29 protein-coding genes and 1 pseudogene are annotated in these 25827 nt (G+C 61.2%); 18 read left to right on the forward strand and 12 right to left on the reverse strand.

Annotation, left to right across the window (positions count from 1 at the left end; all coding sequences use genetic code 11):
• The first annotated feature begins 560 nt into the window (after positions 1 to 560).
• From ABI_RS12285 to ABI_RS12295, 3 genes are all read left to right on the forward strand, one after another.
• Positions 561 to 2138, forward strand: coding sequence for a DUF1800 domain-containing protein (locus ABI_RS12285; RefSeq protein ID WP_006273321.1), 1578 nt, complete (start codon positions 561 to 563; stop codon positions 2136 to 2138).
• A 9-nt stretch (positions 2139 to 2147) separates the two neighbouring features.
• A complete protein-coding gene (locus ABI_RS12290) occupies positions 2148 to 3569 on the forward strand; it encodes a DUF1501 domain-containing protein (protein WP_006273322.1) in 1422 nt (473 codons plus the stop codon).
• 313 nt (positions 3570 to 3882) lie between these two features.
• Entirely contained in the window at positions 3883 to 4098 is a 216-nt protein-coding gene (locus ABI_RS12295) for a hypothetical protein (protein ID WP_006273323.1), read from the forward strand.
• Between the two features lie 129 nt (positions 4099 to 4227).
• Here the strand turns inward: ABI_RS12295 and ABI_RS12300 are convergent, their stop codons facing one another.
• From ABI_RS12300 to ABI_RS12310, 3 genes are all read right to left on the reverse strand, one after another.
• The gene (locus tag ABI_RS12300) at positions 4228 to 4941 is read right to left on the reverse strand and encodes a DUF1013 domain-containing protein (RefSeq protein WP_006273324.1); all 714 of its coding nucleotides are present in this window, start codon (positions 4939 to 4941) and stop codon (positions 4228 to 4230) included.
• Between the two features lie 126 nt (positions 4942 to 5067).
• Positions 5068 to 5628 (reverse strand): hypothetical protein, encoded by a 561-nt coding sequence (locus ABI_RS12305; RefSeq protein WP_006273325.1) that lies wholly within the window; start codon positions 5626 to 5628, stop codon positions 5068 to 5070.
• 74 nt (positions 5629 to 5702) lie between these two features.
• Positions 5703 to 6725 carry an NAD(P)H-quinone oxidoreductase gene (locus tag ABI_RS12310; protein ID WP_040309212.1) on the reverse strand — a complete coding sequence of 341 codons (1023 nt, stop codon included), beginning with the start codon at positions 6723 to 6725 and terminating at the stop codon, positions 5703 to 5705.
• A 130-nt stretch (positions 6726 to 6855) separates the two neighbouring features.
• Here ABI_RS12310 and ABI_RS12315 point away from each other — a divergent pair, with 130 nt between their 5' ends.
• The 5 genes from ABI_RS12315 to hisN all read left to right on the forward strand — a co-directional run bounded on the left by ABI_RS12315 (position 6856) and on the right by hisN (position 10982).
• Positions 6856 to 7077, forward strand: coding sequence for a DUF1192 domain-containing protein (locus ABI_RS12315; protein ID WP_006273327.1), 222 nt, complete (start codon positions 6856 to 6858; stop codon positions 7075 to 7077).
• Positions 7078 to 7206: 129 nt separating this feature from the next.
• A complete protein-coding gene (gene rcdA / locus ABI_RS12320) occupies positions 7207 to 7722 on the forward strand; it encodes a protease adaptor protein RcdA (RefSeq protein WP_006273328.1) in 516 nt (171 codons plus the stop codon).
• A 520-nt stretch (positions 7723 to 8242) separates the two neighbouring features.
• Positions 8243 to 9562 (forward strand): hypothetical protein, encoded by a 1320-nt coding sequence (locus tag ABI_RS23705; protein ID WP_006273329.1) that lies wholly within the window; start codon positions 8243 to 8245, stop codon positions 9560 to 9562.
• A gap of 122 nt (positions 9563 to 9684) precedes the next feature.
• Positions 9685 to 10068: a helix-turn-helix domain-containing protein gene (locus tag ABI_RS12330; protein ID WP_006273330.1), complete on the forward strand. Its 384-nt coding sequence runs from the start codon at positions 9685 to 9687 to the stop codon at positions 10066 to 10068.
• 101 nt (positions 10069 to 10169) lie between these two features.
• Positions 10170 to 10982: a histidinol-phosphatase gene (hisN, locus tag ABI_RS12335; protein WP_006273331.1), complete on the forward strand. Its 813-nt coding sequence runs from the start codon at positions 10170 to 10172 to the stop codon at positions 10980 to 10982.
• Between the two features lie 143 nt (positions 10983 to 11125).
• On the opposite strand, the gene ABI_RS12340 is transcribed toward hisN, so the two are convergent.
• From ABI_RS12340 to ABI_RS12355, 5 genes are all read right to left on the reverse strand, one after another.
• Positions 11126 to 12235 (reverse strand): alpha/beta fold hydrolase, encoded by a 1110-nt coding sequence (locus ABI_RS12340; RefSeq protein WP_006273332.1) that lies wholly within the window; start codon positions 12233 to 12235, stop codon positions 11126 to 11128.
• A complete protein-coding gene (locus ABI_RS12345; protein WP_040309214.1) occupies positions 12232 to 13137 on the reverse strand; it encodes a class I SAM-dependent methyltransferase in 906 nt (301 codons plus the stop codon). Before ABI_RS12345 ends, ABI_RS12340 begins: the two co-directional genes overlap by 4 nt.
• A 274-nt stretch (positions 13138 to 13411) precedes the next feature.
• Positions 13412 to 13894, reverse strand: a complete 483-nt coding sequence (bfr, locus tag ABI_RS12350; RefSeq protein ID WP_006273335.1) for a bacterioferritin — start codon at positions 13892 to 13894, stop codon at positions 13412 to 13414.
• A 135-nt stretch (positions 13895 to 14029) separates the two neighbouring features.
• On the reverse strand, positions 14030 to 14215 hold the full coding sequence (locus ABI_RS24470; protein WP_006273336.1) for a (2Fe-2S)-binding protein: 186 nt from the start codon (positions 14213 to 14215) through the stop codon (positions 14030 to 14032).
• A gap of 337 nt (positions 14216 to 14552) precedes the next feature.
• On the reverse strand, positions 14553 to 15266 hold the full coding sequence (locus ABI_RS12355; protein ID WP_006273337.1) for a glycine zipper 2TM domain-containing protein: 714 nt from the start codon (positions 15264 to 15266) through the stop codon (positions 14553 to 14555).
• A 171-nt stretch (positions 15267 to 15437) separates the two neighbouring features.
• Between ABI_RS12355 and thiE the strand changes: the two genes are divergently transcribed.
• Positions 15438 to 16058: a thiamine phosphate synthase gene (gene thiE, locus ABI_RS12360; protein ID WP_006273338.1), complete on the forward strand. Its 621-nt coding sequence runs from the start codon at positions 15438 to 15440 to the stop codon at positions 16056 to 16058.
• Here the strand turns inward: thiE and ABI_RS12365 are convergent, their stop codons facing one another.
• Positions 16059 to 16724, reverse strand: coding sequence for a hypothetical protein (locus tag ABI_RS12365; protein ID WP_006273339.1), 666 nt, complete (start codon positions 16722 to 16724; stop codon positions 16059 to 16061). It abuts the gene before it with no gap.
• Between the two features lie 124 nt (positions 16725 to 16848).
• Here ABI_RS12365 and efp point away from each other — a divergent pair, with 124 nt between their 5' ends.
• The 4 genes from efp to ABI_RS12385 all read left to right on the forward strand — a co-directional run bounded on the left by efp (position 16849) and on the right by ABI_RS12385 (position 19927).
• Positions 16849 to 17415 (forward strand): elongation factor P, encoded by a 567-nt coding sequence (gene efp, locus ABI_RS12370; RefSeq protein ID WP_006273340.1) that lies wholly within the window; start codon positions 16849 to 16851, stop codon positions 17413 to 17415.
• Positions 17416 to 17513: 98 nt separating this feature from the next.
• Positions 17514 to 17822 carry a hypothetical protein gene (locus ABI_RS12375; RefSeq protein WP_006273341.1) on the forward strand — a complete coding sequence of 103 codons (309 nt, stop codon included), beginning with the start codon at positions 17514 to 17516 and terminating at the stop codon, positions 17820 to 17822.
• A gap of 51 nt (positions 17823 to 17873) precedes the next feature.
• A complete protein-coding gene (locus ABI_RS12380) occupies positions 17874 to 18674 on the forward strand; it encodes an inositol monophosphatase family protein (protein WP_006273342.1) in 801 nt (266 codons plus the stop codon).
• A gap of 302 nt (positions 18675 to 18976) precedes the next feature.
• On the forward strand, positions 18977 to 19927 hold the full coding sequence (locus tag ABI_RS12385) for an SMP-30/gluconolactonase/LRE family protein (RefSeq protein WP_006273343.1): 951 nt from the start codon (positions 18977 to 18979) through the stop codon (positions 19925 to 19927).
• Between the two features lie 137 nt (positions 19928 to 20064).
• Here ABI_RS12385 and ABI_RS23710 read toward each other — a convergent pair whose 3' ends face one another.
• On the reverse strand, positions 20065 to 20745 hold the full coding sequence (locus ABI_RS23710; protein WP_006273344.1) for an ankyrin repeat domain-containing protein: 681 nt from the start codon (positions 20743 to 20745) through the stop codon (positions 20065 to 20067).
• A 12-nt stretch (positions 20746 to 20757) separates the two neighbouring features.
• Positions 20758 to 22595, reverse strand: a pseudogene (locus ABI_RS12395) (ABC transporter transmembrane domain-containing protein).
• Positions 22596 to 22711: 116 nt separating this feature from the next.
• Here ABI_RS12395 and rpmE point away from each other — a divergent pair.
• The 3 genes from rpmE to ABI_RS12410 all read left to right on the forward strand — a co-directional run bounded on the left by rpmE (position 22712) and on the right by ABI_RS12410 (position 24379).
• Positions 22712 to 22936 carry a 50S ribosomal protein L31 gene (gene rpmE, locus ABI_RS12400; protein WP_006273347.1) on the forward strand — a complete coding sequence of 75 codons (225 nt, stop codon included), beginning with the start codon at positions 22712 to 22714 and terminating at the stop codon, positions 22934 to 22936.
• Between the two features lie 107 nt (positions 22937 to 23043).
• Complete coding sequence (locus ABI_RS12405; RefSeq protein WP_006273348.1) at positions 23044 to 23457, forward strand: hypothetical protein; 414 nt, start codon at positions 23044 to 23046, stop codon at positions 23455 to 23457.
• A gap of 28 nt (positions 23458 to 23485) precedes the next feature.
• A complete protein-coding gene (locus ABI_RS12410; RefSeq protein ID WP_006273349.1) occupies positions 23486 to 24379 on the forward strand; it encodes a heme-dependent oxidative N-demethylase family protein in 894 nt (297 codons plus the stop codon).
• Positions 24380 to 24415: 36 nt separating this feature from the next.
• Here the strand turns inward: ABI_RS12410 and ABI_RS12415 are convergent, their stop codons facing one another.
• Positions 24416 to 24817 carry a cupin domain-containing protein gene (locus ABI_RS12415; RefSeq protein ID WP_006273350.1) on the reverse strand — a complete coding sequence of 134 codons (402 nt, stop codon included), beginning with the start codon at positions 24815 to 24817 and terminating at the stop codon, positions 24416 to 24418.
• A gap of 72 nt (positions 24818 to 24889) precedes the next feature.
• Between ABI_RS12415 and ABI_RS12420 the strand changes: the two genes are divergently transcribed.
• Complete coding sequence (locus tag ABI_RS12420; protein WP_157138880.1) at positions 24890 to 25342, forward strand: hypothetical protein; 453 nt, start codon at positions 24890 to 24892, stop codon at positions 25340 to 25342.
• Positions 25343 to 25369: 27 nt separating this feature from the next.
• A complete protein-coding gene (locus ABI_RS12425; RefSeq protein WP_006273352.1) occupies positions 25370 to 25816 on the forward strand; it encodes a hypothetical protein in 447 nt (148 codons plus the stop codon).
• Positions 25817 to 25827 lie beyond the last annotated feature (11 nt).

A 25827-nucleotide genomic window follows, 5' to 3' on the forward strand; every position in this document is an offset into this window, starting at 1 on the left:
GGTCAAGCCCGACCGCGGCTGATATTGTTTATATTCCTGGCTTTTCCAATTTTCGATGGCGTCTGCGAAAGAAAGTCGCCCCACCACCACATCTCACGCGCTGCGCCTTCGGCGGGGCGCGTGAGATGTGGTCCCCCTCCCCAACAAGTGGGGAGGAGAAGGAACAGTGATCTGCCCGGAATATTTCGAACCCGTCGTTCAGATGTCGCACATCATCGCAACCTCAACTTGAGCGGCCGACCTAACCGCTTCATAACCAACAGGTTTCCGGTGAAAGACCAATTTTCCACAGCCCCCTTCCCTTCTCTCCTTTCTGTGTTACTTTAACCCAAAATAAGAATTCAGGGGTGTTGCGTATGAGGGAAGAGGTAATCGGTTCCATGGACGAGGTGCGTCCGGAGCCCCAGACAGAGACTCAGTCACAAGCCAGATCCGATAGCCTCCCTTCTGCCGCAGGCCTTGGGGTCGTCGCCGCGTTGGCGCTGCCCCTCGCCGCGTGCGGGGGAGGCGGGGGCGGAGGCGGTGGAGGTAGTTCTCCACCGCCACCACCGCCGCCACCGGTGTTGAACTATACCGAAACCGAAGCCGCGCGGTTCCTGCTGCAGGCGCAATTCTCGCTGACCACCGAAGACATCACCGCGGTGCGTCAGCAGACCTACAGCACCTGGCTCGATAACCAGTTCGCCGCTGCGCCCAGCCAGACCGGCACAGCCTGGCTGGACGGTCAGACCCACGGCACCCCTAAGGCCGACGGCAACTACTTCAATCCGAGCATGGGCGACTGGATGGCCTGGCGGATGATGATGACCGGCTCAGACCAGGTGCGTAAGCGTCTGGCGCTGGCCTTGTCGGAAATGCTGGTCACGTCGCTGTCGCCGATCGACGGCTTCTGGCCGCCCTATGTCATCGCCGGCTACTGGGACATGCTGACGGCGAATGTCTTCGGCAATTTCCGCACGCTGATCGAGGAAGTGACGCTGAACCCGTCGATGGGCTTCTTCCTCAATACCAAGGGCAATCAGAAGGAAGACCCGTCGACCGGACGCGTCCCCGACGAAAACTATGCCCGCGAAATCATGCAGTTGTTCACCATCGGCCTGTATGAGCTCAATCTCGACGGCACGGTGAAGACCAACAGCGCCGGCCAGCCGATTGAGACCTACGTCCAGTCGGACATCACCAATCTGGCGCGGGTGTTCACCGGCTATGACTGGAACTACAGCCGCGTCACCTGGCAGAATACCGTCTTCCTGCCCTATGCCATTCCGACAACGGAATTTACCCGCGATCGCATGGCGCTGGACGCCTCCAAGCATTCCGACCTGGCGGTGACATTCCTGGGCACGACCATCCCCGCCAATACGCCGGGCGCGACGGCGTTGCAGACGGCGCTGAATACCCTGTTCAACCACCCCAATGTCGGGCCGTTCTTTGCGCGGCAGATGATCCAGCGGCTGGTGACCTCCAACCCGTCGCCGGCCTATATCCAGCGTGTCGCCACCGCCTTCAACAACAATGGCGCCGGCGTTCGCGGCGATCTGAAGGCCGTGTGGAAGGCGATCCTGACCGACGTCGAGGCGCGCACCCTGCCGACCTCGCCGCGCGCCGGCAAGCTGCGGGAACCGATCGTGCGCTGGGCGCAATGGGCGCGGACCTTCAACGTCACTTCGGCGACCGGCAAGTGGGAGATCTACGACACCTCCAATGCCGATACCGGCCTGGGCCAAAGCCCGCTGCGGTCGCCGTCGGTGTTCAACTTCTTCCGGCCCGGCTATGTGCCGCCCCAGACCCAGTTCGCCACGGACGGTGATGTGGCGCCGGAGTTCCAGATCCACAATGAGACCTCGACAGCCGGCTATATCAACTTTCTGGCCTGGTCGATGGCCAACGGCTACAACGACGTCAAGCCCAGCTACAGCAATGTTCTGTCGCTGGTGACCGACTCCAAGGGGTTGCTGGACTGGCTGAACCTGCGTTTCACCGCCAACCAGATATCGCCGGCCACCATCACCCTGATGCAGGCGGCACTCGACGCCAACCCGGTGACCGCGGCCTCGACCGACGCTCAGAAGATGGACCGCATCCACGGCGCCTTGCTGATGGTTATGGCCTGTCCCGAATATATCGTTCAGAAGTAAGGCGTCCCCATGTACAAGAACAACATACCGGACCTGAACCGTCGCGCCTTCCTGAAACGCACCATGGCCCTCTCGGCCATGGGCGCCGCGGCTCCGATGGCGCTGAACCTGGCTGCGGCCGGTGAAGCGGCGGCCTTCGATGCCACGGATTACAAGGCGATCGTCTGCGTCTTCCTCTATGGCGGCAACGACTACGCCAATACGGTCGTGCCCTATGACCTGCCCAATTACGACCTGTATGCCGCGCTGCGCGGCGGCAATCCCGGCCGGTTGCGCGGTAATATCGCCTACGGCCATGCGGAACTGACCCCGACGGCGTTGACGCCGATCGTGGCCCAGACCCTGACCGACGACCTGCGGTTCGCGCTTAACCCGAGCCTGACGGGGGTGGCGTCTCTGTTCCACGCCGGCAAGGCCGCGGTGCAGCTCAATGTCGGACCGCTGGTGGTGCCGACGACCAAGGCGCAGTATCAGTCGGCCGGGGTGCCTTTGCCGCCCAAGCTGTTCTCGCACAACGACCAGCAGTCGGTGTGGCAGGCCCTGGGGTCCGAAGGCGCCACGCGCGGCTGGGGCGGCCGTATCGGCGACCTGGCGCTGTCGTCCAATGCCAACAGTCTGCTGACCTGTATTTCCGCCGCGGGCAATGCGGTCTTCGTGTCCGGCCAGGACGCGTTGCAGTATCAGATCAGCCCGGACGGTGCGATCCCGATCTGGCCGGCCAAGGGCTGGGCCTTTGGTTCCGGCCAGGTGTCGGCGACCCTGAAGACCCTGATCACCCGCCCCAGCAGCCATGTGCTGGAGAACGAGTTTACGCGCGTGACTGCACGGTCGATGCAGATGGAAGAGATCGTCAACACGGCCCTGGCGCCGGTCAACCTGACGACCTCGTTCGACACCGACGGCCGGCCGAATGGCCTGGCCAACCAGCTTAAGATCGTGGCGCGGCTGATCGGGGCGCGTAATACCCTGGGTTCCAAGCGCCAGGTGTTCTTCGTGTCGATCGGCGGGTTCGACAACCACGACGGCCTGATGGAAAACCATCCGGGACTGATGTCGGCGATCAATGAAGCGGTCAGCGCGTTTTATGCCGCCACCGTGGAACTGGGCGTGGCCGACAAGGTGACCCTGTTCACGGCGTCCGACTTCGGCCGGACCCTGTCGTCGAACGGCAATGGCTCGGACCATGGCTGGGGCTCTCATCACCTGGTGGTGGGTGGTGGCGTGCGCGGTGGCCAGTTCTATGGGACGGCGCCGCATATCTCAGTCGATACCGACGATCAGGTCGGTCAGGGGCGGCTGCTGCCGACGACCTCGGTCGACCAGATGGGGGCGACCCTGGCGCGCTGGTTCGGTGTGTCGGATTCGGAGCTGCCGGTGATTTTGCCGCGGATTGGCAATTTCGGGACGTCGAACCTGGGTTTCATGAGCTGACGCAAGAACGGGCAACAACCGCGTAGTGGCATTTACGTAAAGTGGGTCCACAGATTACACAGATTTGAGGGATTAAGAATTCTGCGCGCTTCTTACTTAATCTGCGATAATCTGTGTAATCTGTGTAATCTGTGGACCCACTTTGCGATATTTACCGACGCACGGTCGCGTTTTTATCTGGTTACGTAAAGTGCGCTTCGCGCGGGTTATCCGGCGATAGTGAAATCTAAAAGCCGTTAACCCTTTCCGTCGAAGCGGCCTTAAGGCTTTGCGCGTAATCTGTCCTTAAGTACCCCAGGACGGATCGCGTACCATGTCGCTGCTTGCCACGTCCCTATCCGGTGTCACCGCCGCGTCCGCCCGTTTCGATCGGGCTTCGACCAGTCTGGTCGCCAATGCCTCACGCGGCAATGACATCCTCAGCGACCTGGTCGAGCAGATCGACTCGCGCAATGCCTTCCAGGCCAGCATCAATGTCGCGCGCGCCGCCGACGACATGATGGGCCGGGTCCTCGATATTAAAGCGTAGCCTGTCTGTTTCCTTCCCCCTGAACTGAAAATGCCCGCCGGTGCGTCCGGCGGGCTTTCTTTTTGGAGCTCAGTTGCCGCGGGGGCGGCGGGCCCGAATGGGTTCCCCTCATTCGGGCTGCACTGACGATCAGTAGTCTTCGTCTTCTTCCGGTTCCGAACGCTTGCCACCGCCGGCGCCGAACACATCCTCGACGGACAGTTCGCTCTTGCGGGCGTAAGGCGAGTCGTCCTCTTCCTCGAAGGCCGGCTGCACGGTCTGGGCCGGCTTCAGGCTCGGGTCGTCCAGCGGAATGCCCAGCTTTTCGGCCTGCTTGCGCTTGACCTCGGCAGCCTTTTTGACCAGCGCGTCCAGCTCGATCTGCGACACCAGGCCCAGAGTCACCGGATCAACCGGCTTGATGTTGATGCTGTTCCAGTGACCGCGCGAACGGACCTGCTCGATGGTCGACTTGGTGGTGCCCAGCAGCTTGGAGATCTGCGCGTCGGTGACTTCCGGGTGGTGCTTGACGAACCACAGGATGGCGTCCGGACGGTCCTGGCGGCGCGACACCGGCGTATAGCGCGGCGCCTTCTTGGCGGGCTTCAGCAGTTCGGCATGGCGAGACACCTGGGCCTTCATGCGGTAGGTGTCCTTGGCCTCGGCGCGGTCCAGCTCTTCGCGGGTCAACTGGCCATTGGCAATCGGGTCGGCGCCGCGGATATCGCGCGCCACTTCGCCGTCGGCAATGCCTTTGACTTCGAGCGGGTGCAGGCCGCAGAAATCGGCAATCTGGGCGAAGGCAAGCGAGGTATTGTCGACCAGCCACACGGCGGTCGCCTTGGGCATCAGGATCTCGGCCATGGTCGTTAATTCCTTTTTTTGGCGGTCCAGAAATAGCTACGCCCGGCTTTTGCAGCCGGGCGTGTGGGTTGGGTGATGATATAGAGCGATTTCATGACGAAGGGAAGAGGTATCGCAACCCCGCCGTCACGCAGCCTGACATAGACCCAGTTTGGCCGCCGTGCCGTCTTTGTCCTTATGCATCGTCACCTGCAACGGCACATAGTCGCCCGTCGCCGAGCTGGAGATCAGCATGACAAAGACCTGGTCGTTCATGCGGAAACAATAGGTCTCCTGGACGAACGACCAGTTGCGGCGATTCACCGCCGGGCCATAGTCGGCAAAGGGTTCTGCCTTCAGACCGGCTTCAGCAAGGGTGTTCAGAACCTGGTCGCGCAGTTGCGCCCCCTTGCCCCTGGGGCTGCGGATGTAACAGCCGCCGCGATCATTCTCCTCGACCGTGACGCCGCCCCGGCCGATGATCTTTTGCGCCGTTTTGCCATTGCGTTTGACCGTGCGCGAATGGCGTTTGACGTAGTCCTCGAGCTGGCCACCTTCGCGCAGCCAGGTCAGGCAGCCCTGGTCAACGGCATAGGCCACTGCGTCCCGGCTGGGCGAAAACGGATGTGTCGCCAGGGCGTAGCCCGCCGCCAGCGAGCCGGAAAGGGTAATGGCGGTGAACAGCGCAATACGAAACCGATACGACATGTGAAGCCCCTTCGCATGATGTTGAAAAAGCCTTAGCATGAATTTGAACGAGGTTCAATAAAAATGAACGCAGTTCAAATTTTTAGAACCACCTTACCGCAGTGGCTTTCGTCCATCCAGGCATGGGCCTTGGCGGCGTCTTCAAAAGCGAAGGTCTCCGCCAGGACCGGATTGATCCGGCCCGCCTCGATCAGCGGCCAGACTTTTTCGTGCACCTTGGCGGTCAGACGGGCCTTTTCGTCGGATGAGCGCGGCCGCAGCATCGAACCGGTGATGACCGCCTGTTTCTGCATGACCCGGCGCAGGTCCAGCTCCACCACCGGCGAGCGGCCGGTTCCGACCTGAACCATGCGGCCTTTCATATTGAGGCAGAGCAGGTTTTTCGCAACATAATCGCCCGCAACGATATCGAGCACGACGTCTGCGCCCCCTGCTCCCTTCACCGCGGCGACAAAGTCTTCCTCAGTGGCGGTGTCTATGACCAGGTCGGCGCCCAGAGACTTGGCAAATTCGCATTTGTCCGTGCCGCGCGCCGTGGCGATAACCTTGGCGCCCCACGCCTTGCCCATCTGAATGGTCATGGCGCCGATACCGGAATTGCCACCATGGACCAGGACGGTTTCGCCCGGTTGCAGGCCGCCGTGTTCGATCAGGTTGGCGTAGACAGTAAGCGCTGCTTCGGGCAGGGAGGCCGCCTGGGCCATCGACCAGCCGGCCGGTATCGGCAGCAGATGGCGCAGATCAACGGCGACATATTCGGCATAGCCGCCGCCATTGACCAGGGCACACACGGGGTCGCCTACGCGCCACGCAACATCATCAGAAAATGTTAGTTGCCCTACCGCTTCGCTGCTTGAGGGCGGCGGCAAGGCAGGTTTAATCGCCTCGATCCAGCCCGACACTTCCAGCCCCAGACCGGGTGCGGCGCCCGGTGGGGGCGGATACAGACCGCGCCTTTGCAAGATGTCCGGCCTGTTCACACCGGCATGACTGGTCCGTATCAGGACAGATCCGGGTCCCGTTTCGGGGCGGGGCGCCTCAGACATATAGAGATCCGACGGATTGGCCCCGTCCCCGCGCACGGACATGACTCTCATGAAGTGATCCACCAAAGGTCCTGGATTGATTCTTTTTTCTTGATGTCTTCGCCCAAGAGGCGTTTCATCCTGCCTTAAGCATTGGCCGGAAACGGCGCCGTGTCCAGAGATATGGCCGGGAGGACTTGCGATGATTGATGAAGAACTGCCTTTGTCGTTGCGACAGGCGCAGGGTGGCGGCTCCGCCTTGCAGAGTCTGGTACACGAGGACCTGTCGCCGTACAGCGTCGAGGACCTGGCCAGCCGTATCGTGACCCTGGAAGCCGAGATCAAACGCGTGCGCGACACGTTGGACAATAAAAAAAACCGGTTATCGGAGGCTTCGGCTTTATTCTCTTTTAAGGGTAGTTAACGTTTAATAACCCTGAAGGGTCCCACTGCGATGGCACAGGCGTTGCAGGTCGTCCCGGCGAAGGTTTGGAATGGCACGTGGCATATGCGGGTCAGAACGGGCCCAAGAAGTTTAGCACAAGGCTTGTAGATGTCCGAAAGCACCGCTCCGACCCTGAATTTGCGCCTGCACGTCGTGCGGGACTTTGCCTCCTCCGATCTGTTCGATCGTACATTCAAGGAAGGCATGGCTCTGGTCGAAGAAACCGCCGCCTATCTCGACGGCGACGGCCGCCGCGACTCCCGCCTTCTGTCACGTGAAGACGCCCTGGTCTATGCCGGCGAAAGCATGCGGCTGACCACCCGGTTGATGCAGATCGCGTCCTGGCTTCTGGTCCAGCGCGCCGTTCGCGAAGGTGACATGGAAGCCTCCGACGCCTGCGACGACAAGTACCGCATCGCGCCCCTGGCCGCCGACGCCTTTGCCGCGCAGCAAGCGCTGCCGTCAGGCCTGCTGCACCTGCTGGACCGCTCCAACCGCCTGTACGACCGGATCTCGCACATGGACAAGCGCATGTTCGTCGATGCCGAGGCGCAAGAGGTCGTGGTCAATCCCGTTATCAGCCAGTTCCAGCGTCTGCAGTCCGCTTTCGGCGCAGAAGCTTAAGTTTTCGATCAGACATACAAGAAAAGCCTCCGGAGATTTCCGGAGGCTTTTCTCTGTTCGCAATCCTTGCGGAAGCGACCTTTTGGCGGAGTCTGGGATAACACATCCCACAACATCTGCAAAGTGTTTTCGCAGAATGTGAAGTGTTGCGGGATTTTTCCGCCGAATGACAAGTTCACACTACCACATGGCCATGTACTGGACAAGGCCACGTCTCAAAGGTGCTGAATTTACAACGTCCAACAACAATATCTGCCATTGTGACAGATTACGCGACAACTTGCGTTAACCATCACAAAACTGTCATGCCGTATCTGGTAATGTTGCACCAAACGCGCGAGGTGCCGCAGCGTTTTCAGGGGTAACCAGGCCCCAACGGATTGAAGCGACCTTTTGGCGAAGACAGCTCCCGTCCGATTTCAGCACTGAAGTTGACATGGCTGCCTAGCGGGCGGCCTGGGAGCGCATGCGCCTTCGGGCCGCCTGCCGGGACAGACGTGTCTCATCGGCAGGAGCACGAATGAGTCGCAGTCTGAGGACGCAAACTCTCTTCTATCAAAATCACAGCAGCGGCGGGCCGGCCTTTCTCGAATGGTTCCGAAACCGTCATCACGGACAACAGGACGACCTGATCCGCCGTGACAAGGGCCGGGCGGTTGCCTTGAAGCCACCTGACCCGGGGGACCACACCGGCGACGCCATAACCGCTATCCTGGCCGACACCGAAGCCATGGCGCGGCTGCAACCGCTGAACCTGTCAGCTTCCCCTGCCGACGGTGCCCAGATCCGGCTGTTCGACACCGTGGCCTGGCGAAGCGACGGCCAGGGCACGGCGTCCACCGTCGGCCTGGCAGCCGAGGCCTATGAAAAGGCCTTTCGCCAGCCTTTACCGCTGGCGGACCTGGACCTGTCCGATGGCCAGCTCCGACGGTTGCAGGCGACCTGGGTCGCCCTGTTCGATGAACAGTTGGGGGAGACGGCCGCAAGGCTGTATCACCGCAACGCCGAGGATCAGACCCGGACGATCCTCCTGGCCGTCATGGGCGCCCTTGCCGCCGCGGCCTGCGCTTTCACCGCCCTCCCCGCCGTGGCGGCGCTTGCGCCGCTGGTGGTCCTGGGTGGTGGCGAGGTCATCGACCGCTTGAACCGGCATGTCCGTGGCCTGGCGCTCAAGGACCTTTTCGCTGAAACCGAAATGGCGGCCCTTGTGACGCGAACGGCAACGCAACAGCGCCAGGAAAAGCTGATCGAACTTATCCAGGGCCTGTTCCATGCTGTCGGGCATCTGCGCGAAGACACGATCGAGATCGAACTGACGGAAAAGACGGAAGGGCATGTCCGACTGATCTTCGCCCTGTACGGTCTCTTGCGCGGCAATCGCGCCTGTACCGTCCTGCATATGCGGGCCATGGGGATGGTACATCGGTCGCGCGGGCTGGAGCGGCTGGATCAGGCCTTGGTCCACCGCCGGCGGGCCGGGATTGGCGGCACGATGAGCGTGCCGCACATCTCCCGACGGCTGCGCTGGCTGAGCGGTGCCGCTGTGTTGGCAGGCGCTGCCCTGGCCGCGGGGGGCGTCTGGGGCGGGCTGGGCTGGATGCCGGTGGTCGGTTGCGCTGCCGCCGCGGTCGCCAGCCTGGGTGCGGGCCTGGTCAAGGCCCTGACTTTGCACAGCCGGACCGATCGCCTTCTCAGCGACGAAAAGCTGATGGACATCTGCCAGGAGGGGGCTTTTGCGCAAGTGCCCGGACCGGTGGATGTGCGGCTGGAGATGGAGATTTCGCGCAGTACGGGACGGCTGTGGGTCCGATTGCTGCGCGAAGAGGCCAAAAAGCGCTGATTTCTCCCGTGTCAGGGGGACTTTTCCTCCGAGTTTCCCGTGGCACGAGGTTTGAACCCCGTTACGCGAGCCGTTCCACTTTGGGACGCGTGCAACACGAACAAGTTCAGGGGTTCTTACACATGGCCACCGATATCGATCTACACCTCGGCAAGCGTCTGCGTCGTCGTCGCCGTCTGCTGGGGCTGACCCAACAGCAACTGGCGCTGGCCGTCGGCATCCGTTTCCAACAGATCCAGAAGTATGAATGCGGCGCCAACCGGATTTCGGCCGCCCGCCTCTTCCAACTGGCCAAGGCTTTGGAAACCCCGATCAACTATTTCTACGATGGCCTGAGCGACGAGAAGACCGAAGTCGCCGCCGTCAACAACGAGGGCATCGAAGTGTTCTCGCGCAAGGAAACCCTGGATCTGATCCAGGCCTATTACCGCCTATCGGAGCGCCCGCGTCGCCGTCTGCTGGACCTGGCGAAGTCGTTGAACGGTGAAAGCGAACAAGCGGCGTAAGTATTGGTTTGCGCTTGCCTCCGGCTTCGCCGTCGGAGGTTTGCTCTGAAAATCGTGTTCGTGACTGGACCCGCCCGCTGAACCACAGTAAGCGGGTCCACATGTCCGACACACCCGATTTTGCCCGTCTCGAAGCCTTCGCGCTCGAACTCGCCGCCGCTGCCGGTGCCGCCGCCTTGCCGCTGTTCCGCACCGGTCTCGACACCGACAACAAGCTGGCCCATCTGTCTCGTTTCGATCCGGTGACCGAAGCCGACAAGGGTGCCGAGCGTGCCATTCGCGCGCTGATCAACCGTCATTTCCCCGACCATGGCATCATTGGCGAGGAATATGGCGAGGAAAATACCGATGCCGAGTTCGTCTGGGTTCTGGATCCGGTCGACGGCACGCGCGCCTTTATCTCCGGACTGCCCTTGTGGACGACCCTGATCGGCCTTCGTCACCGCGGCCGGCCGGTATTGGGCGTCATCGCGCAACCCTATCTGCAGGAAGTCTTTCTCGGTTCGCCCCTGGGTTCGCGCCTGATCACGCCGCGCGGCGATGTGCCGTTGAGGGTGCGTGGTTGTGTGGGGCTGCATGATGCGGTGATCGGGACGACCGATCCGAACCTGTTCCCCGGCATCGAAGGCGAGGCCTATGGCAGCCTTTTGAAGGCCGTGAAGCTGGCGCGCTACGGCTGCGACGCCTATGCCTTCGCCATGGTCGCCATGGGGACGATGGATATCGCGCTGGAGACCGGGCTGAAGCCGTGGGATATCGAAGCCATCATACCCGTTATCGAAAATGCCGGCGGGGTGGTGACGGATTGGCGGGGGGAGCCTGTGCCGGACACGGCAGGTCAGGTCATTGCCGGCTCTTCGCGCGAGTTGGTCGAGGCGGCGCTGGAGCACCTGAAGGGGGCGGCAAGCACGTAAAGTAATGGGGTCTGGGGTCCGCGACCCCAGTCTTCCTGATATCTTTCTGCTTTTCGGCCCTGAGAGGGGCCGAAAAGCAGAAAGATTTTAAGAGTAATGTTGGGCCCCCAAGAAACGTTCTTTGGCCCCAGACCCCGTTCGCTTTACGCGCTTTTCTGGTCCTCTGCGGAGGCGCCACTAACGTCTTCGGGAAGCCCGTCGTCTCCCGACAGCGCCACATCCTCCGGCAACTCATCCTCGATCGACGGCATCTCCCGCCGCACCTCACCGACAATCCCGCGCGGCGCCACAAAGTCCAGCAACTCATCCAGATGCCGTATCGCCTCGCCGCGATACTCATCCGACTCGATCAGCACCTCATGCTCGGCGCCCGCGATCTCGATATAGTTGGCCTTGCCCAGCTTCTTGGCAAACTTGTTCGACGGCTGCTTATTGATCAGGTGATCATCGCCCGAGCACAGGATGGTAATCGGCGTCTTGACCTTCTTGGCGACCTTGCCCTTATCCTTCAGCAAGGTCTCCCCCACCTTCAGCGCGAACGACAGCCAGCCCCAGGTCGGCGATCCGACCGCCAGGTGCGGACAGGCAAACAACTGCTCGCGCCAGGTTTCATACCGCGTCCGGTCGTGCGTCAGCGCATCGTTGTCAAAGGTATGCTCGAACGGATCGTCGAAAATTTCCGGCACATAGTCCGTACCGCGGCCGTGATTGACCTGCCAGTTGGTCTGGAAATTCACCGACCATAGCGAATGCTTGCCGGTCTTCATGCGCAGCATCGGATTGGTGAAGAAGGCGCCCGCAATCCGCGGCTCGCCCTTGATCAGGGTCATTAGGTTCAAGGCCGCGCCCATCGAATGCCCCAGCATCAGCCACGGCTTGGGCGCGCGGTCTTCGAACGCGTCCAGCAGGCGCTGAAAATCGTCCATGAATTCGTCGGCCGCCCGGGCGTGGCACTTCAGCCGGTCCGGCAACAAGCGTGCCGACAGCCCCTGACCGCGCCAGTCATGCGCCACCACACACAGGTCGCGCGCCAGCAGGTCGCGGATGATCTCATAATATTTCTCAATCGGTTCGGACCGGCCCGGCGAAATGAACACCGTACCGCGCGCCGGGTTTCTGGGCTCCCAAAAGCCCAACCTCAGCCGCAAACCGCCGGCGCCACGGTACCACTCCCCGGAGCCGCCCTCAGGCGCACGCGATTCCGGAACCGACATCAAAGGCGCATTGGCAGACAGGGCAGCAATCCGACTCATTGCGGCTTCCTGAATTTCAAGGTCATGCGGTCGCTCTCCCCAATGGACTCGTACAAGGCGCCGTCGAACTCGGGGTTAGGCGGCTGGCCACGTTCCGCAGTCTGACGATACGGTGGCAATGTCCATACCCCGAAAGGATGATCTTTGTCATCCTTCGGATTGGCGTTGATCTCGCTGGCCTGGACAAACTGAAATCCTGCCTCGGCCGCCAACTGGCGCACGAACGGCTCCTGGACATAGCCCTTGGCCCCCGCCGGGTCCTGGGCGGCGCCAATGTCGGCACGGTGCTGTTCCACCCCCAGAATACCGCCAGGCTTCAGGGCGGCATAGGCATCCTCGAACGCCTTCTCCACCGAGCCCCGCATCATCCAGTCCTGAATCACCAGCAGCATCAGAACGCAATCGGCCGAGCCCGCCGGCAACAGTTGCGGGCTCTCCGGACCAAACTCGGTGAATTCGACGCTGCCGTAGAGCTTCTTGTTGCCGGAAAACCGCTCGCGGTACTTGGCGTTCAAAGCCGCCATGGCCTGGTCAGCCGGCGATTTCGATTCGAAAAGTGCAGCGATATACTGGCCCTTGCCGTGGCTCAGATACGGCGACAGAATTTCGGTCATGTAACCAAAACCCGGCCACATATCGATGACGGTGTGCTTGGGCCGGATCTCGAAAAAGTTCAGCAGGCCGATCGGGTGGCGGTACTTGTCGCGCGCCTTGTCGGTCTGGCTGCGCCAGCCGCCGCTGACGGCCCATTCCAGCGTACCGTCCTGCTTGGCCAGCTTGGGGTCGATGACCTCCTCACCCTCGGTGCCGTCGGGGATGATTTCGGAGTCCGGCGATTTGTCGCCACACCCGGCCAGACCGCCAAGCAGCGCGACGCCACCCAGGCCAAGCCCGGTGCTCATCAGGTGTCTGCGATTGAGGTCAGCCAAAAGGGTAATCCGCGTAACGCTCCATTGCGCGCCAAACTAGGTGCTTCGCTGCAAAAGGTCAAAGCGGATTATCCATCGTTCCCAGCGAGGCACTTTGAAATGATTCAGGCCGAGGCGAAAAGGGCTGGTTTCGAGAACCGGAGAGGAGCGTACCGTGCTGAAGGAGCGAAGCGTTAGCACAACAAAAATGGGTACGTGAGCACCGGAAGCGCAGAAAACGGCCCTTTGCAGACCGGCCTCAATCATTTCACTCGCCTTCGATTTCCTTCATACCACTCTGGATGTAGTTCGGCTCGCCCATCATCTTGATGAGATTGAGCTGAGTTTCCAGGAAGTCGATATGGTGTTCGGTGTCTTCCAAAATGCGCTTGAGTAGCTCACGGGTGACATAGTCGCGGTGTTCTTCGCAGTATTTCACGCCATCGACCAGAACGCCGTGACCGCGAACCTCGACGCCGAGGTCGGCCTCCAGACACTCGGTGATGGTCTCACCGATTCGCAGCTTGTGCAGGTCCTGCAGGTTGGGCAGACCGTCGAGGAACAGCACCCGCTTGATCAGCAGGTCGGCGTGCTTCATCTCCTCGATCGATTCCTTGTAAACGATCCGGCCCAGGTGATAGAGGCCCCAGTTTTCGATAATCCGCGCGTGCAGGAAATACTGGTTGATCGCCGTCAGCTCATTGGTGAGCACCTTGTTGAGCAGCTTGATGATTTCGGGCTGGCCTTTCATGGCGCATCTCCTGAGACGGTTTCAATGCAACACAACATAGCCGCCTCACCTCACCGTGTGAAGTGACTTTTATCAATTAATCCAGAAACTTAGTGCGAATGATAATGCGATTGACTAGCAGACCGCGAATGCGAACTATTCCGCCGCCATGCTGAGTGATACCTGAGCGTCGTCAATCATTTCGCGCATCTCGCAAACACAGCGCGCACATTGCGGCCGGCAGCCGGCGTGGTCGAAAACCTGCTTGGGAGTCGAAGCCCCGGACGAGATGGCGGCGTTGACGTCGCGTTCGCGGATACCGTTGCAGTTACAGACGTACACGTAATGAACCCAGGCAGATGACAATGCGAATGCGTCTCAGATAACATGAGGCTGATTCAATTGCAAGTCATTCGCATAGATTTTCGGATATCCGGGCTTGCTTGGGCGGGACCGCTCTCATGAGCAGACTGTGGTTGCCAGCGAGTGCGATGCGGCGGTCGGCAACTCTCTTTGCGGATTGCAGCAGGCCCGCTACTCCCACAACAAGTCGCCCCACCACCGCTACGCTGCGCTTGCGGCCCCCCTCCCCGCGCGAAGATGCGCGGGGAGGTATAAGAAAGGTGAAAAGCCTCCCGGCGCGAACCGGGAGGCTTGGTCTTCGCAGGGTCGTTACGACTCAGTTGCCGTTGTTGTTATAGCCGTAGCTGGGGGCCGCTTCTTCGCGCCAGTTACCGTTGGCATCGCGATAACCGTAGGTCTGAACCTGACCTTCGTGCCAGCGGCCGCGGGAATCCTTCCAGCCCACGGCGACAGGGCGGCCGGTGCGCCACACACCTTTGTCGTCACGCCAACCCGCCGTACCGGTATTGTAGGCGGTACCGTTGTTGTACGAGGTGCCGTTGTTATATGGCTGGCCATTGTTATAGGGCTGGCCAACCTGATAGTTGCCGTTGCCGTTGCCGTTATTGTAGGCATAGCCCGGCGTCGTGCGGCGGTTGGTGTCGTAATAGACGACGCTGTAAGCGCTGGTCTTGGGCCGGCTCTTGAAATAGACGACGTCATAGCCTTCCGGCGGGCTCATCGGCTCGTAGGCGCTGCCCTGATAGGAATAGTATTCGCCGTTCAGGCACTTGGTGCTGTCGCTGGCAATCTTGCGACCCAGCGCACCGCCGGCCACGGCGCCGATGATGGCGCCCAGACCGCGTTCATTCTTCGATACCTGGCTGCCAGCGACCCCACCGGCGACGGCGCCGATGATGGTGCCTGTGGTCTTGTTGTTCTTGGCATAGCAGTAGCCGTCATAGCTTTCCTGAGCCATGGCCGCGGCCGGTACGGTGAGCATCATGGCGGCGATCGCGCCGGCCATCAGCTTGTGAGTGTGCGTCATCATGGTCGTCTCCTTCGGTCGAACAAATTACCGCCCGATGAGGCGCATCTTAGACTTGCACACCGGCGCAGCAATTCGGGGACCACACCTAAGTGACCGTCTGTGGATAAATTCGACATAAGGGGCGCGTGACGAATCTTGCGTCATCGGGGCTTCTTGCTTATTGCAGGCGCCATGGATTGCCGCCTTTACCTCATCACCCCGCCGCAAATCGCCGATGCTCAGGCCTTTGCCCGCGACCTCGAAGCCGCCCTGTCCGCCGGCGAGGTCGCCGCCCTGCAGATTCGCCTGAAGGACACGCCGCCGGATTACATCCGCGCGGTGACGCGGGTGCTGACCCCCATTGCGCATGCCCATGGCGTCGCGGTGCTGATGAACGACCATGCCGACCTGGCGAAGGAACTCGGCCTGGACGGCGTCCATATTGGCCAGTCGGACATAGCCTTCAAGGAGGCCCGCCGCATCCTGGGGCCTAAGGCCATGATCGGGGTCACCTGTCACAATTCGCGCCACCTGGCCATGGACGCGGCCGACGCCGGGGCCGACTATGTTGCCTTCGGCGCCTTCTATCCGACCCAAACCAAGACGGTCGAGCACATGGCGGAGCTGGAAACCCTAACCATCTGGCAGGAAAGCATGGAGGCGCCGTGCGTCGCCATCGGTGGCATTACTGCGGATAATGCGCGGGAAGTGGCCGAAGCCGGGGCTGATTTTATCGCGGTGTCGGGTGCGGTGTGGAACCATCCCGACGGCCCGGCTGCCGGGGTAAAGGCGTTGCTGGCGGCGATAGCGTGATTACTGAGCCGCCGGTTTCACGCCCTGCGGCAGTGGCCAGCCGACCGAGATTTCCGTCACCACCGGCGCGTAGGCCTTCACCCGCGTATCGTCGGATTGGACCTGAACCTCGCCCATGATGCCATCGGCGACGACGCCGTCGCCGCTGACATTGTCGAAGCGCAGCGAGATATGGCAGCCGGCCACCTCGCTGCTCAGCTTGCCACCGGTGAAGTCGCCATAGCCGCCGTAATCCCAACCGAAACCCGAGATCAGGAAGGGCTTGCCGTTTGCGGTTTCGACCTCGGCCAGGGGCGTGCCGATATGGATTCCCAGGGGTCCGGTGACGCGGCTGTCTTCGCCGCGGGCCCGAACGGTCGAGACGACCGTCTTCGCCTCGTCCCACCACACGATATCGATGCGTCGTTTGGGATCGTCGGGGTACAGGATGGCGCCCATCAACTGCGTGCCTTCCGGTCCGCCGACATCGCCGAAAACCAGATCCTTACCGTACTCAGACTTCAGCTCGTCCGCCGTCGTCTTCGGCCCGGCGGGCGCTATGCAGTCAACCCGGTCGCCAGCGACAGCCGAAAGTGCCGATGCGCTTTCGGTCTGGGGTGACGGCTTGGGAGAGCAGGCGGCGACACACAGAAACAGCGCGGTCAGCGTGAGAGATTTACGATACATTCCGGAGTCTCCATTTATCCAACCCTACCCCCGTCCCATCCCGGCGTCAAAGCGTGCTTGCCTTTGCACCTGTAAACCGCTAGTACCCGCCGCAACAAAAATCCTTCTTTGACAAGTCGAATCCATGAAAATCAACGCCAACACCATCAAGCCGGGCATGATCCTGGAATACCAGAACGGCCTGTGGACCGTGGTCAAGACCGAGCATGTGAAGCCCGGCAAGGGTGGCGCTTTCGCTCAGGTCGAGATGAAGAACCTGGTGACCCGTACCAAGCTGAACGAGCGTTTCCGCTCCGACGACACGGTCGAGCGCGCGGTTCTGGAACAGCGTGACCATTCGTACCTGTACGAAGACGGCGACATGCTGGTGTTCATGGACCAGGCCAATTACGAACAGATCAGCCTCAGCAAGGAATGGGTCGGTGAAGACCAGGTCCGCTACCTGCATGACGGCATGGTCGTGGTCATCGAATTCCACGACGAAAAGGCTATCGGCATGAGCCTGCCCGACACGGTCGTGCTGGAAGTCGTCGAGACCGAGCCGACCGTCAAGGGTCAGACCGCGTCGTCGTCCTACAAGCCGGCCATCGCCTCAAACGGCATGCGCATAATGATCCCGCCCTTCATGGGCACCGGCGAACGTATCGTGGTCTCGACCGAGACCGGCGAATATATGAAGCGCGCGGACTAATCACAGTTGCGGCAACTGCCATTCCGGCTTCGAGATGCCCGTGCTAAGAGAACGGCGTTTCGGAGCTGGAGGTCTGGCTCTCCTGCGGAGGCTTGACGATGAAGAAAGTACTTCTGGCGTGCGGCGTTCTGGTTCTCGGCATTGGCGGACAACTGGCCATGGCCGGTGACAAGCCCAAACTCTCGGTACAAAACGGCGTCTCCCTGCCGGTTCAGGGCCAGAACGCGACTTCGTCAACTACGGCCACCATGGTGTCCGACACCAGCGTCGAGAACGACAATCCAAACGCCAAGCGCAGTGGCAACTCCCTGACCGTCAACGGTACGACGGATGTGACGGACAGTTCCTCGACTTCGGCAGCCCGGGATGGCGTCCCCAAGACGAAAAGCAATATCAAGAACGACTGAGCGGCGTAACCGTTCACCTCACATTGTAAATCTCTCTTCGCAAGGTCCACCATGGTCACGGTACTGCAATCTTCTCTCATCCAGGTCATGGTCAGCGCCGTGCGCAAGGGCTGCAAAGGTGTCGCCCGCGATTTTGGCGAGGTGACCGAGCTTCAGGTCTCCAAGAAGGGGCCTGGCGACTTTGTCACCGCCGCCGACAAGCGCGTCGAAGCCGCCCTGCTGGAAGAACTGACCCGGGTGCGTCCGGGTTACGGCTTTCTGGGCGAAGAGACCGGTGAAACCATCGGCACCGACAAGACTCACCGCTGGATTGTCGATCCTATCGACGGCACCACCAACTTTGTGCATGGCATTCCGCACTTTGCCTGCACGGTAGCGCTGGAACGCGACGGCGAGATCGTCGCCGGCGTTACCTTCAATCCGGTGACGAACGACCTGTACTGGGCCGAAAAGGGCAAGGGCGCCTATCATAATGATCGTCGGTTGCGGGTGTCGGGCCGAAAGAACCTGGATGAGTCTTTGATCGGTACCGGCGTGCCGTTTATCGGCAAGCCCGGCCACGCTCAGGCGCTGAAAGACCTGCACCAAATCATGCAGCGCACGGTCGGCATCCGCCGCAACGGCGCCTGTTCGCTGGACCTGTGCTATGTGGCGGCCGGTCAGTTCGACGGATTCTGGGAACGCGGCATCAAGCCGTGGGACATGGCGGCGGGCCTGCTGATGGTCACCGAAGCTGGCGGCAAGTTCAGCTCGATCGACAGTGATGCATCGCCGCTGATCAGTGGTGAACTGGTCTGTTCCAATACCGAGTTGCATCCGCAGTTGATCGAAAAGCTGAAACTGGCGAAGTAAGACGTACGTGCTCTCCGGCTTTGCCGGCAGGTGCCAGGGGGAGAGGACGAGAACCGAGCGAAGCGTGGGCGATCGGGAGATGACGTTCAACTCTTTCAGTTTCTGGCCGAACCAACCCCTCACCCCTACCCTCTCCCCTCAAGTGGGGAGAGGGAGTATCGACAGTGCTCACCATCTTCCATCAACACTCGGCCTGAATTATTATCTTACAAATCAGTCTTTTGTAAAATTCACGCCGTGCTTGACAGGTGGGCGGTTTTACGTGCCTCCTTCGCGAAAAAGACGTTGAGGAGATAACGCAAATGACTGGGATGATCACACGCCGTAGCGCGCTCACCGCAGGTCTCAGCCTGGCCGCCATGCCGTCCCTGGTTAGGGCCGGGGAAACGCCGAAGGCCATCAGCCCGCCGGGCTCGATCCTGGGCGAAGGCCCGCTGTGGTCCGAGCGTGACAACACACTCTACTGGGTCGACATCCGCGGCAAGAAGCTGCACGCCTATGGTCTGGGCGACGGCGCGCTGAAGCATTGGGACATGCCCGACCTGATCGACTGGGTCGTGCTGCGCAAGTCCGGCGGGTTTCTGTGCGCCATACTGCGCACAGTCCATGCCTTGACCCTGGAGCCGTTCAGCCTGACGCCGCTGTTCGAGATCGAACCGGAAAACAAGGATAACCGGCTTAACGACGGCAAGGTTGACCCACACGGCCGGCTGTGGACCGGCACCATGCATATGCCGTTCAACCAGAAGACGGCGGCGCTGTACCGGATCGATCCGGACCTCAGCGTGCATAAGGTCGACAGCCCCTATCTGTGCACCAATGGGCCGGGCTTCAACCGCGACGGCACGCGCATGTACCACAACGAAACCTCGGAGGGCATCGTCTACGCTTTCGACGTGGCGGCCGATGGAGCGCTGTCGAACAAGCGGGTGTTTTACACCTTCCCCAAAGGTGTAGGTCTGCCGGACGGGGTGACGGTCGACGCCCAGGACGGCATCTGGGTATCGCATTACAACGGCGGCCGGGTGACGCGGTTCAAGCCGGACGGCACGATCGATTTCGAGATCAAGGTGCCGGCGAAACAGTCGACCAGCATGACCTTTGCCGGTCCGAACCTCGACCGCATGTTCGTGACGACCGCCGCCCAGCCGCCGGTCGATGCCGACGATCCGCAGGCGGGGACGCTGTTCGAGATCCCGAAGGCCAGCCTGCGCGGCCATACCGGCCTTCCGACCACGATGTTCGCGGGTTAGGTTTCAACCTTCGCGTCTTTGCGTCTTCGCGTCTTCGCGTCTTCGCGTGAGATACTTTTTGTGGCGCCTCCGCCTCATCAACTTCGGAAGACAAGAGGTTTCACGCGAAGACGCGAAGGAAATACGGCCATATTGGTTCAGATGTCGATTCCGACCGACGCTGCTACCTCGCGCGCCGACTGCCCCTGGCCATCGCAGGCGTCCGGGTTGGCTCCCGCCGCCAGCAACAGGCGGATAATCTCCGCCTGCTCCCGTTTCGCCGTAGGCGTGCCGCTGCCACCGCGGCCGGTCGTGCGCAAGGCCAGGTGCAGGGGCGCGGAACCATTGCCGTTCTTCAGATTCGGATCGGCGCTACCCGCCAGCAGCGCCTCGACGGCGGCGGAGCCACGTGTCCTGACCGCACGATGCAGCGGCGCCACGCCCGACATGTCGATGGCATTGGGATCGGCCCCGGCCTTTAGCAACACATTGATCGTTTCGGCCTGGGCGCCGGGCAGGACGCGGTTGGTATCGGCGGCATAGTGCAGCGGTTGGGCGCCCCGACGGTTGCGGACGGATATATCCGCGCCATGGCTCAGCAGGTCCTCGGCCATGCGCCGGCGAAATCCGGCCGCCGCCATATGCAGTAAGGTGTCGCCAGCATAGAGATAGTGGGCAATGTCGGTCAGGAATGAGGCTTCCGCCGCCTTGCCACGCGGATCTTCCACCGATGCGGTCTTTACCAGGTGGGGGCCGGCGTCGAGCAGGCGAACCAGGCTGGCGCGATCATCGGCAACGATCGCACGCACCGCCGAGGTAAAATCCGGACCGTCGATCATGGCCGCCGCCTCCTATCCTCCGAATTGCAAGGCCGCCAGCCGGGCATACAGACCGTCGCGCGCCACCAGTTCCTCGTGCGTGCCGCTGTCGACCACGCGACCATGCTCCATCACCACGATACGGTCGGCCTTCAGCACCGTCGCCAAGCGGTGGGCGATCACCAATGTGGTGCGTTCGGCCATGGCTTCGTTGAGCGCTGCCTGGACCAGGCGTTCGTTTTCCGCGTCCAAGGCCGAGGTCGCTTCGTCCAGCAGCAGGACCGGGGCGTCGCGCACCAGAGCGCGGGCGATGCTTAGGCGCTGTTTCTGGCCACCCGACAGCGAGCGGGCGCGTTCGCCCAGCGGATGATCGAAACCTTCCGGCAGGGCCTCGATAAAGCCGAGGGCCTGGGCTTTCGTCGCGGCGGCGCGGATGTCGTCGTCGCTGGCGCCTTCGCGGCCAAAGCGAATATTGTCGGCCGGCGAACCCGAAAACAGCGCCGTATCCTGAGCCACCAGCGCCATGCGTTCGCGCACCGCCTTGGGGTCGGCGCGGCGGATATCGACACCGTCCAGGGCGATCGTGCCGGTCTCGAACTCGTAGTAGCGCAGCAGCAGCTTGAACACGGTCGACTTACCCGCCCCGAAGGTCCGACCAAGGCGACGGTCTCGCCCGGTTTGATATGCAGGCTGAAGCCGTCCAGCACAGGGGTCTCGGGCCGCGACGGATAGGCGAAGTTGACGCTGTCGAACAGGATCTCGCCCCTCGCCGGCACCGGCAGGGCGACGGCGTCTTTTGGCGCCTGGATATTGGGCTCCGAGCGCAGCAGTTCATCGATGCGCAGCATGGCACCGGCAGCCTTTTGGACATCGGCCCAGGTTTCGTTGAGATTGGCCACCGAACCGGCGGTGAAGATGGCCAGCATGACGAACTGGATCAGAACGCCGTTCGACATACGGCCATGCAGGACATCCTGCGCCCCCAACCAAAGCACAACCGACGTGCCGCCGAAGACCAGCGAAATCACCATGGCGGTCATGGTGGCGCGGGTCACGATACGCGACACCGACTTGGTGTAGGCGGCCTCGACGCCCTCATTGAAACGGTTCTGGGTGAAGCGTTCGCGCACAAAGGCCTGGACGGTTTCCAGCGCATCCAGCGATTCGCCGGCAAAACCGACGGCGCGGGCAAACATGTCCTGGGTTTCGCGCGTTACCTTGCCGACGTGGCGGCCAAAGGTGATCAGCGGCACGAGGATGAAGGGGAAAAGTCCCATCACCATCAGGGTCAGCTTCGGCGACACCACCATCATCAGGGCCAGACCGATGACGAAGCTGAGCAGGTTACGCAGGGCGATCGAGATCGAGGCCGCCACCAAGGTTTCGATGATCTGAATGTCGGCGGTCAGGCGCGAGATGACCTCGCCGGTGCGCATCTTGAGAAAGAAACCTGGGTCGAGCTTCAGGATATGGCCGAAGACGTCTTCGCGCAGGTCGGCGACAATGCGTTCGCCCATGCGGGTGATAAAGAAGTAGCGCAGTGCCGTTGCCAGCGCCATGACGAGGGCGACCGCGCCCAGGACGACGAACCATTTGTTCAGTTCGGCAACCTGACCCGAGCCAAATCCCTTGTCGATCAGTTCCCGCGCGATAAAAGTCATCACCGGCAAGGTGGCCGAGGAAATGGCCAGGAACAACAGCATGAACAGGCCATTGACCCGTTGCCGCCACAGATACGGCCCCAGGCGCATCAGCGGGCGCAGGTCGCGGGTCTTGGCGCGCCGGGCCGCGGTGGCGCGCATATCGCCGATAAGCTCGGCGCCGGCGCCGGGACGGTCGGTGTTTTCGATCTGGGGGGAGGAGTCAGCCATGGCCCCGGCTTTAAACAGTAATGGCTTGCGCTGCAACGCGTCATCATGTATGTCGCGCGACCATTCAATTATTCGGCGTCCGCGCTTATGCTGGCTGGACGTGAAGGAACACGACGATGAAAAAAGAAGGCCACCCCGATTACCACTGGATCACGGTTACCATGACTGATGGTTCGACCTACCGGACGCGCTCGACCTACGGCAAGCCTGAGGCCGTGCTGAACCTCGACATCGACCCGCGCACGCACCCGGCCTGGACCGGTGGTACCGGCACCCTGCTCGACCGCGGTGGCCGCGTCTCGCGTTTCAACAACAAGTTCGGCGGCTTCCTCAAGAAATAAGCAGCCACTTGGCATCAAGTTTGAAAATCCGGTTCAGGCCCGCCTGGACCGGATTTTTGTTGCGCGAAAGCTGTGCTAAGACTGCAACGAGTGAGGGAGGGGGAATGATGAGTCTGGCAGCCTTGAGTCTCGGTCTTGTACTGGCCAGTTCGGGTTTTCGCGTCGATACGCTGGTTCCCGATGAAGGCTATGTCGGCGGTTGCTTCATCGGTTTGCAGCGCGCCGACTCATGGTTCGACGATGGCTATATCTTTGTAGACGATACGCTTAGCCAGGGTGATATCCGCATCGACGGGGGCTATGTCCGGCTGAGTCTGTTTGCCGGTGATAACGGTGACAGCGACATTCACCGCTTCTTCCACAGCGACGACCGCCAGACCGTGGTGGAGGAAAACCTGAAGGTCACCAACAGTTCGACCGATACGGATGGCTGGGTCACTGAGGTGGTGACGGGAAGGCTGACCGTGACCCATAAAGGCCGGACTATGACTTTGAGGGTTAAAGGCAGCCGCAGTTGCTGAGCCGGCAGCTAGGGGCTAAGACGGTTTTATGCGCACATTGCACACGCCTTACGACGGCTCATCGAAGCTGTTCACCATCGGTTTGAAGCCGCTCGACCCGGCCGAGTGGATCGATGTTGATCAGCATCTGTGCGGTCATCTTGACGAAAAAGACAGGGTGCTGGCTCGGCACCCCGACGAGGTGCTTGCCGTCGAGCCCGGTACCGAAGACGCCCAGGCCGAGGTTCTGGAGTTGTTGATTCCGCATCTGCTGGAACGCTATCCGGGCCAGTACCGGCTGGATGGGACTGCGGTCGCGCTGCCGCAAGCTTTCCGACGGGTGCGGCTGGACGATTTCGTGCCGCCGTTGTTGACCGCATCGCAGTTGGTCCAGGATGATCTGGTCATCATGCGCAAGGGCGAGGACGGCTGGCGGTTGGCGGCAGGGTGTCTGTGTTTTCCGTCGTCGTGGCGGCTGCGCGACAAGTTCGGCAAGCCGATGCATCAGGTGCATGGCCCGGTTCCAGGCTTTGGCGAAGGGTCGCGTAATAACGACCTGATCAACCGGATGTTCGATAATCTGCAGGTGCCAGTCGTGCGGTGGAACTGGTCTCTGTACGGCGATGACGTGCTGTATCATCCAGAGCCCGGCAACCAGGTCAAGCGGTTCGGCGACGGGAATATTGCGGACAGGGTGTTTTTCCGGCTGGAGCGCCAGACCCTGCGCAAGCTGCCACGGTCGGGAGATATCCTGTTTACGATCCGGATCATGATTGATCCGATGGAGGCGATGGAATCGCACCTGGAAGGCCCGCAACTGGCCCGGGCTTTGATCGAGCAGTTGGAGGCACTGACGCCGGAGCAGTTGGACTACAAGGGGTATACGGCGGAGCGGCAGAGACTGATCGACCGGCTGGAGCGAATTGCGGCGCCGGTGGTGTAAATTACCTCTCCCAGGAGGCGGGGAGAGGGGTTTCTTTCAGGGCGACCAGCCTTTCGGGGCCATTTCGAAGCCCTCGAACGTGAAGCCCGGCGCCACGGTACATCCGCACAGCGTCCAGTCTCCCGCCGATTCTGCCCCTTGCCAGGCGCCAGCCGGCACCACGACCTGCGGCTCGTGCGGTCCAAGCACATGCAACACCGTCGCGCCCCGATCATGGATCGCCAAACGTAACGGTGCCCCGCCATACCAGTGCCAGACCTCGACCGCGTCAACGCGGTGCCAGTGCGACACCTCGCCGTCCTTCAGCAAATAATAGATCGCCGTCGACGCGCTGCGGCCGTTGATACGGCGCGGATCTCGGAAGGTCTCGCGGTAGTGACCACCTTCCGGATGGGGCTTCAGGTCCAGTTTGGCGATGATGTCTTCGGCTGTCGTCATAGCGAAATCCTGCACCGGATTTACGAAATGGCCAAGTCGTGATTAACTGTGTTGGGTATGTTGGGGGATATCATGAAAACCTTTGTTGCAGTATCGCTTTGGGCTGCGCTGGCTTCCGGCGCCCACGCGGCACCGGCCTTCACCATCGATGACCTGTCACCCGGCGAGGGAATCGCCTCAGAATGCTATGTCGTGCTGTGGCGCAGTTCCGCGAAAACCCAGAATGGCGTCAGACCTGCCGTTTTGGAAAGCGACGGGGAACGCGCCTATGTCAAGGTAGACGGCGAGGTCTATCCGCTTCGTCCCGTGGGTCAATACACCTACGAAAGTGCCGCGTTGCGAAGCCAGGATCAGCTTCCCGCCGTAAAGGTCGCCGCGCAACTCAAGACGATTCGCACCGATATCACCGACGAGGGCGTTGAAGTCCGCGATCTCAAAGGTGAAATGCAGGTGACTTACGGTGGTCGGCATCAGACGATCAAGGTCTTGGGGGAATATGCCTGCGTCGCTTCCGCACCGCAATGAGACAACTCTGGAAGAAAAGCGAAGGACATGCGTAAACTGATCTTGATGACGACCGCGCTGCTGCTTCTGCCGGTGATCGCATCCGCCGCCACGTTCACCATCGATGAGATCATTCCGGGCGAAGGCCACGAGGGCGATTGCTATCTGCGTCTATGGCGGGAGAATGCCAAAGCCGTCGACGACAGCGGGCCGCCATCGATCCTCGAGAACAGCGGTGACGGCGCCTACTTCAAAATCGACGGAAAGGTCTCGTATCTCAGCTCCATAAAGCACGCCTATAAGGACAAGGAGATTTACGAGCTTTATGTCGACACGCGGCGCGGTATCCAGGTCGAGCAGAAAATCACCATAACCCGTAAGGACTTGCATCCTGACGGTGACACGCTTCATCTGAAGGGGACGCTACGGGTCGACTACAAAGGTCAAAGTCAGGTTCTTGAGGTAGGCGGCGAAGATATCTGTTATTCTGGTTGAACACAGGGAGG

Origin of the sequence: Asticcacaulis biprosthecium C19, assembly GCF_000204015.1 — a bacterium.
GTDB classification, from domain to species: Bacteria; Pseudomonadota; Alphaproteobacteria; order Caulobacterales; family Caulobacteraceae; genus Asticcacaulis; species Asticcacaulis biprosthecius.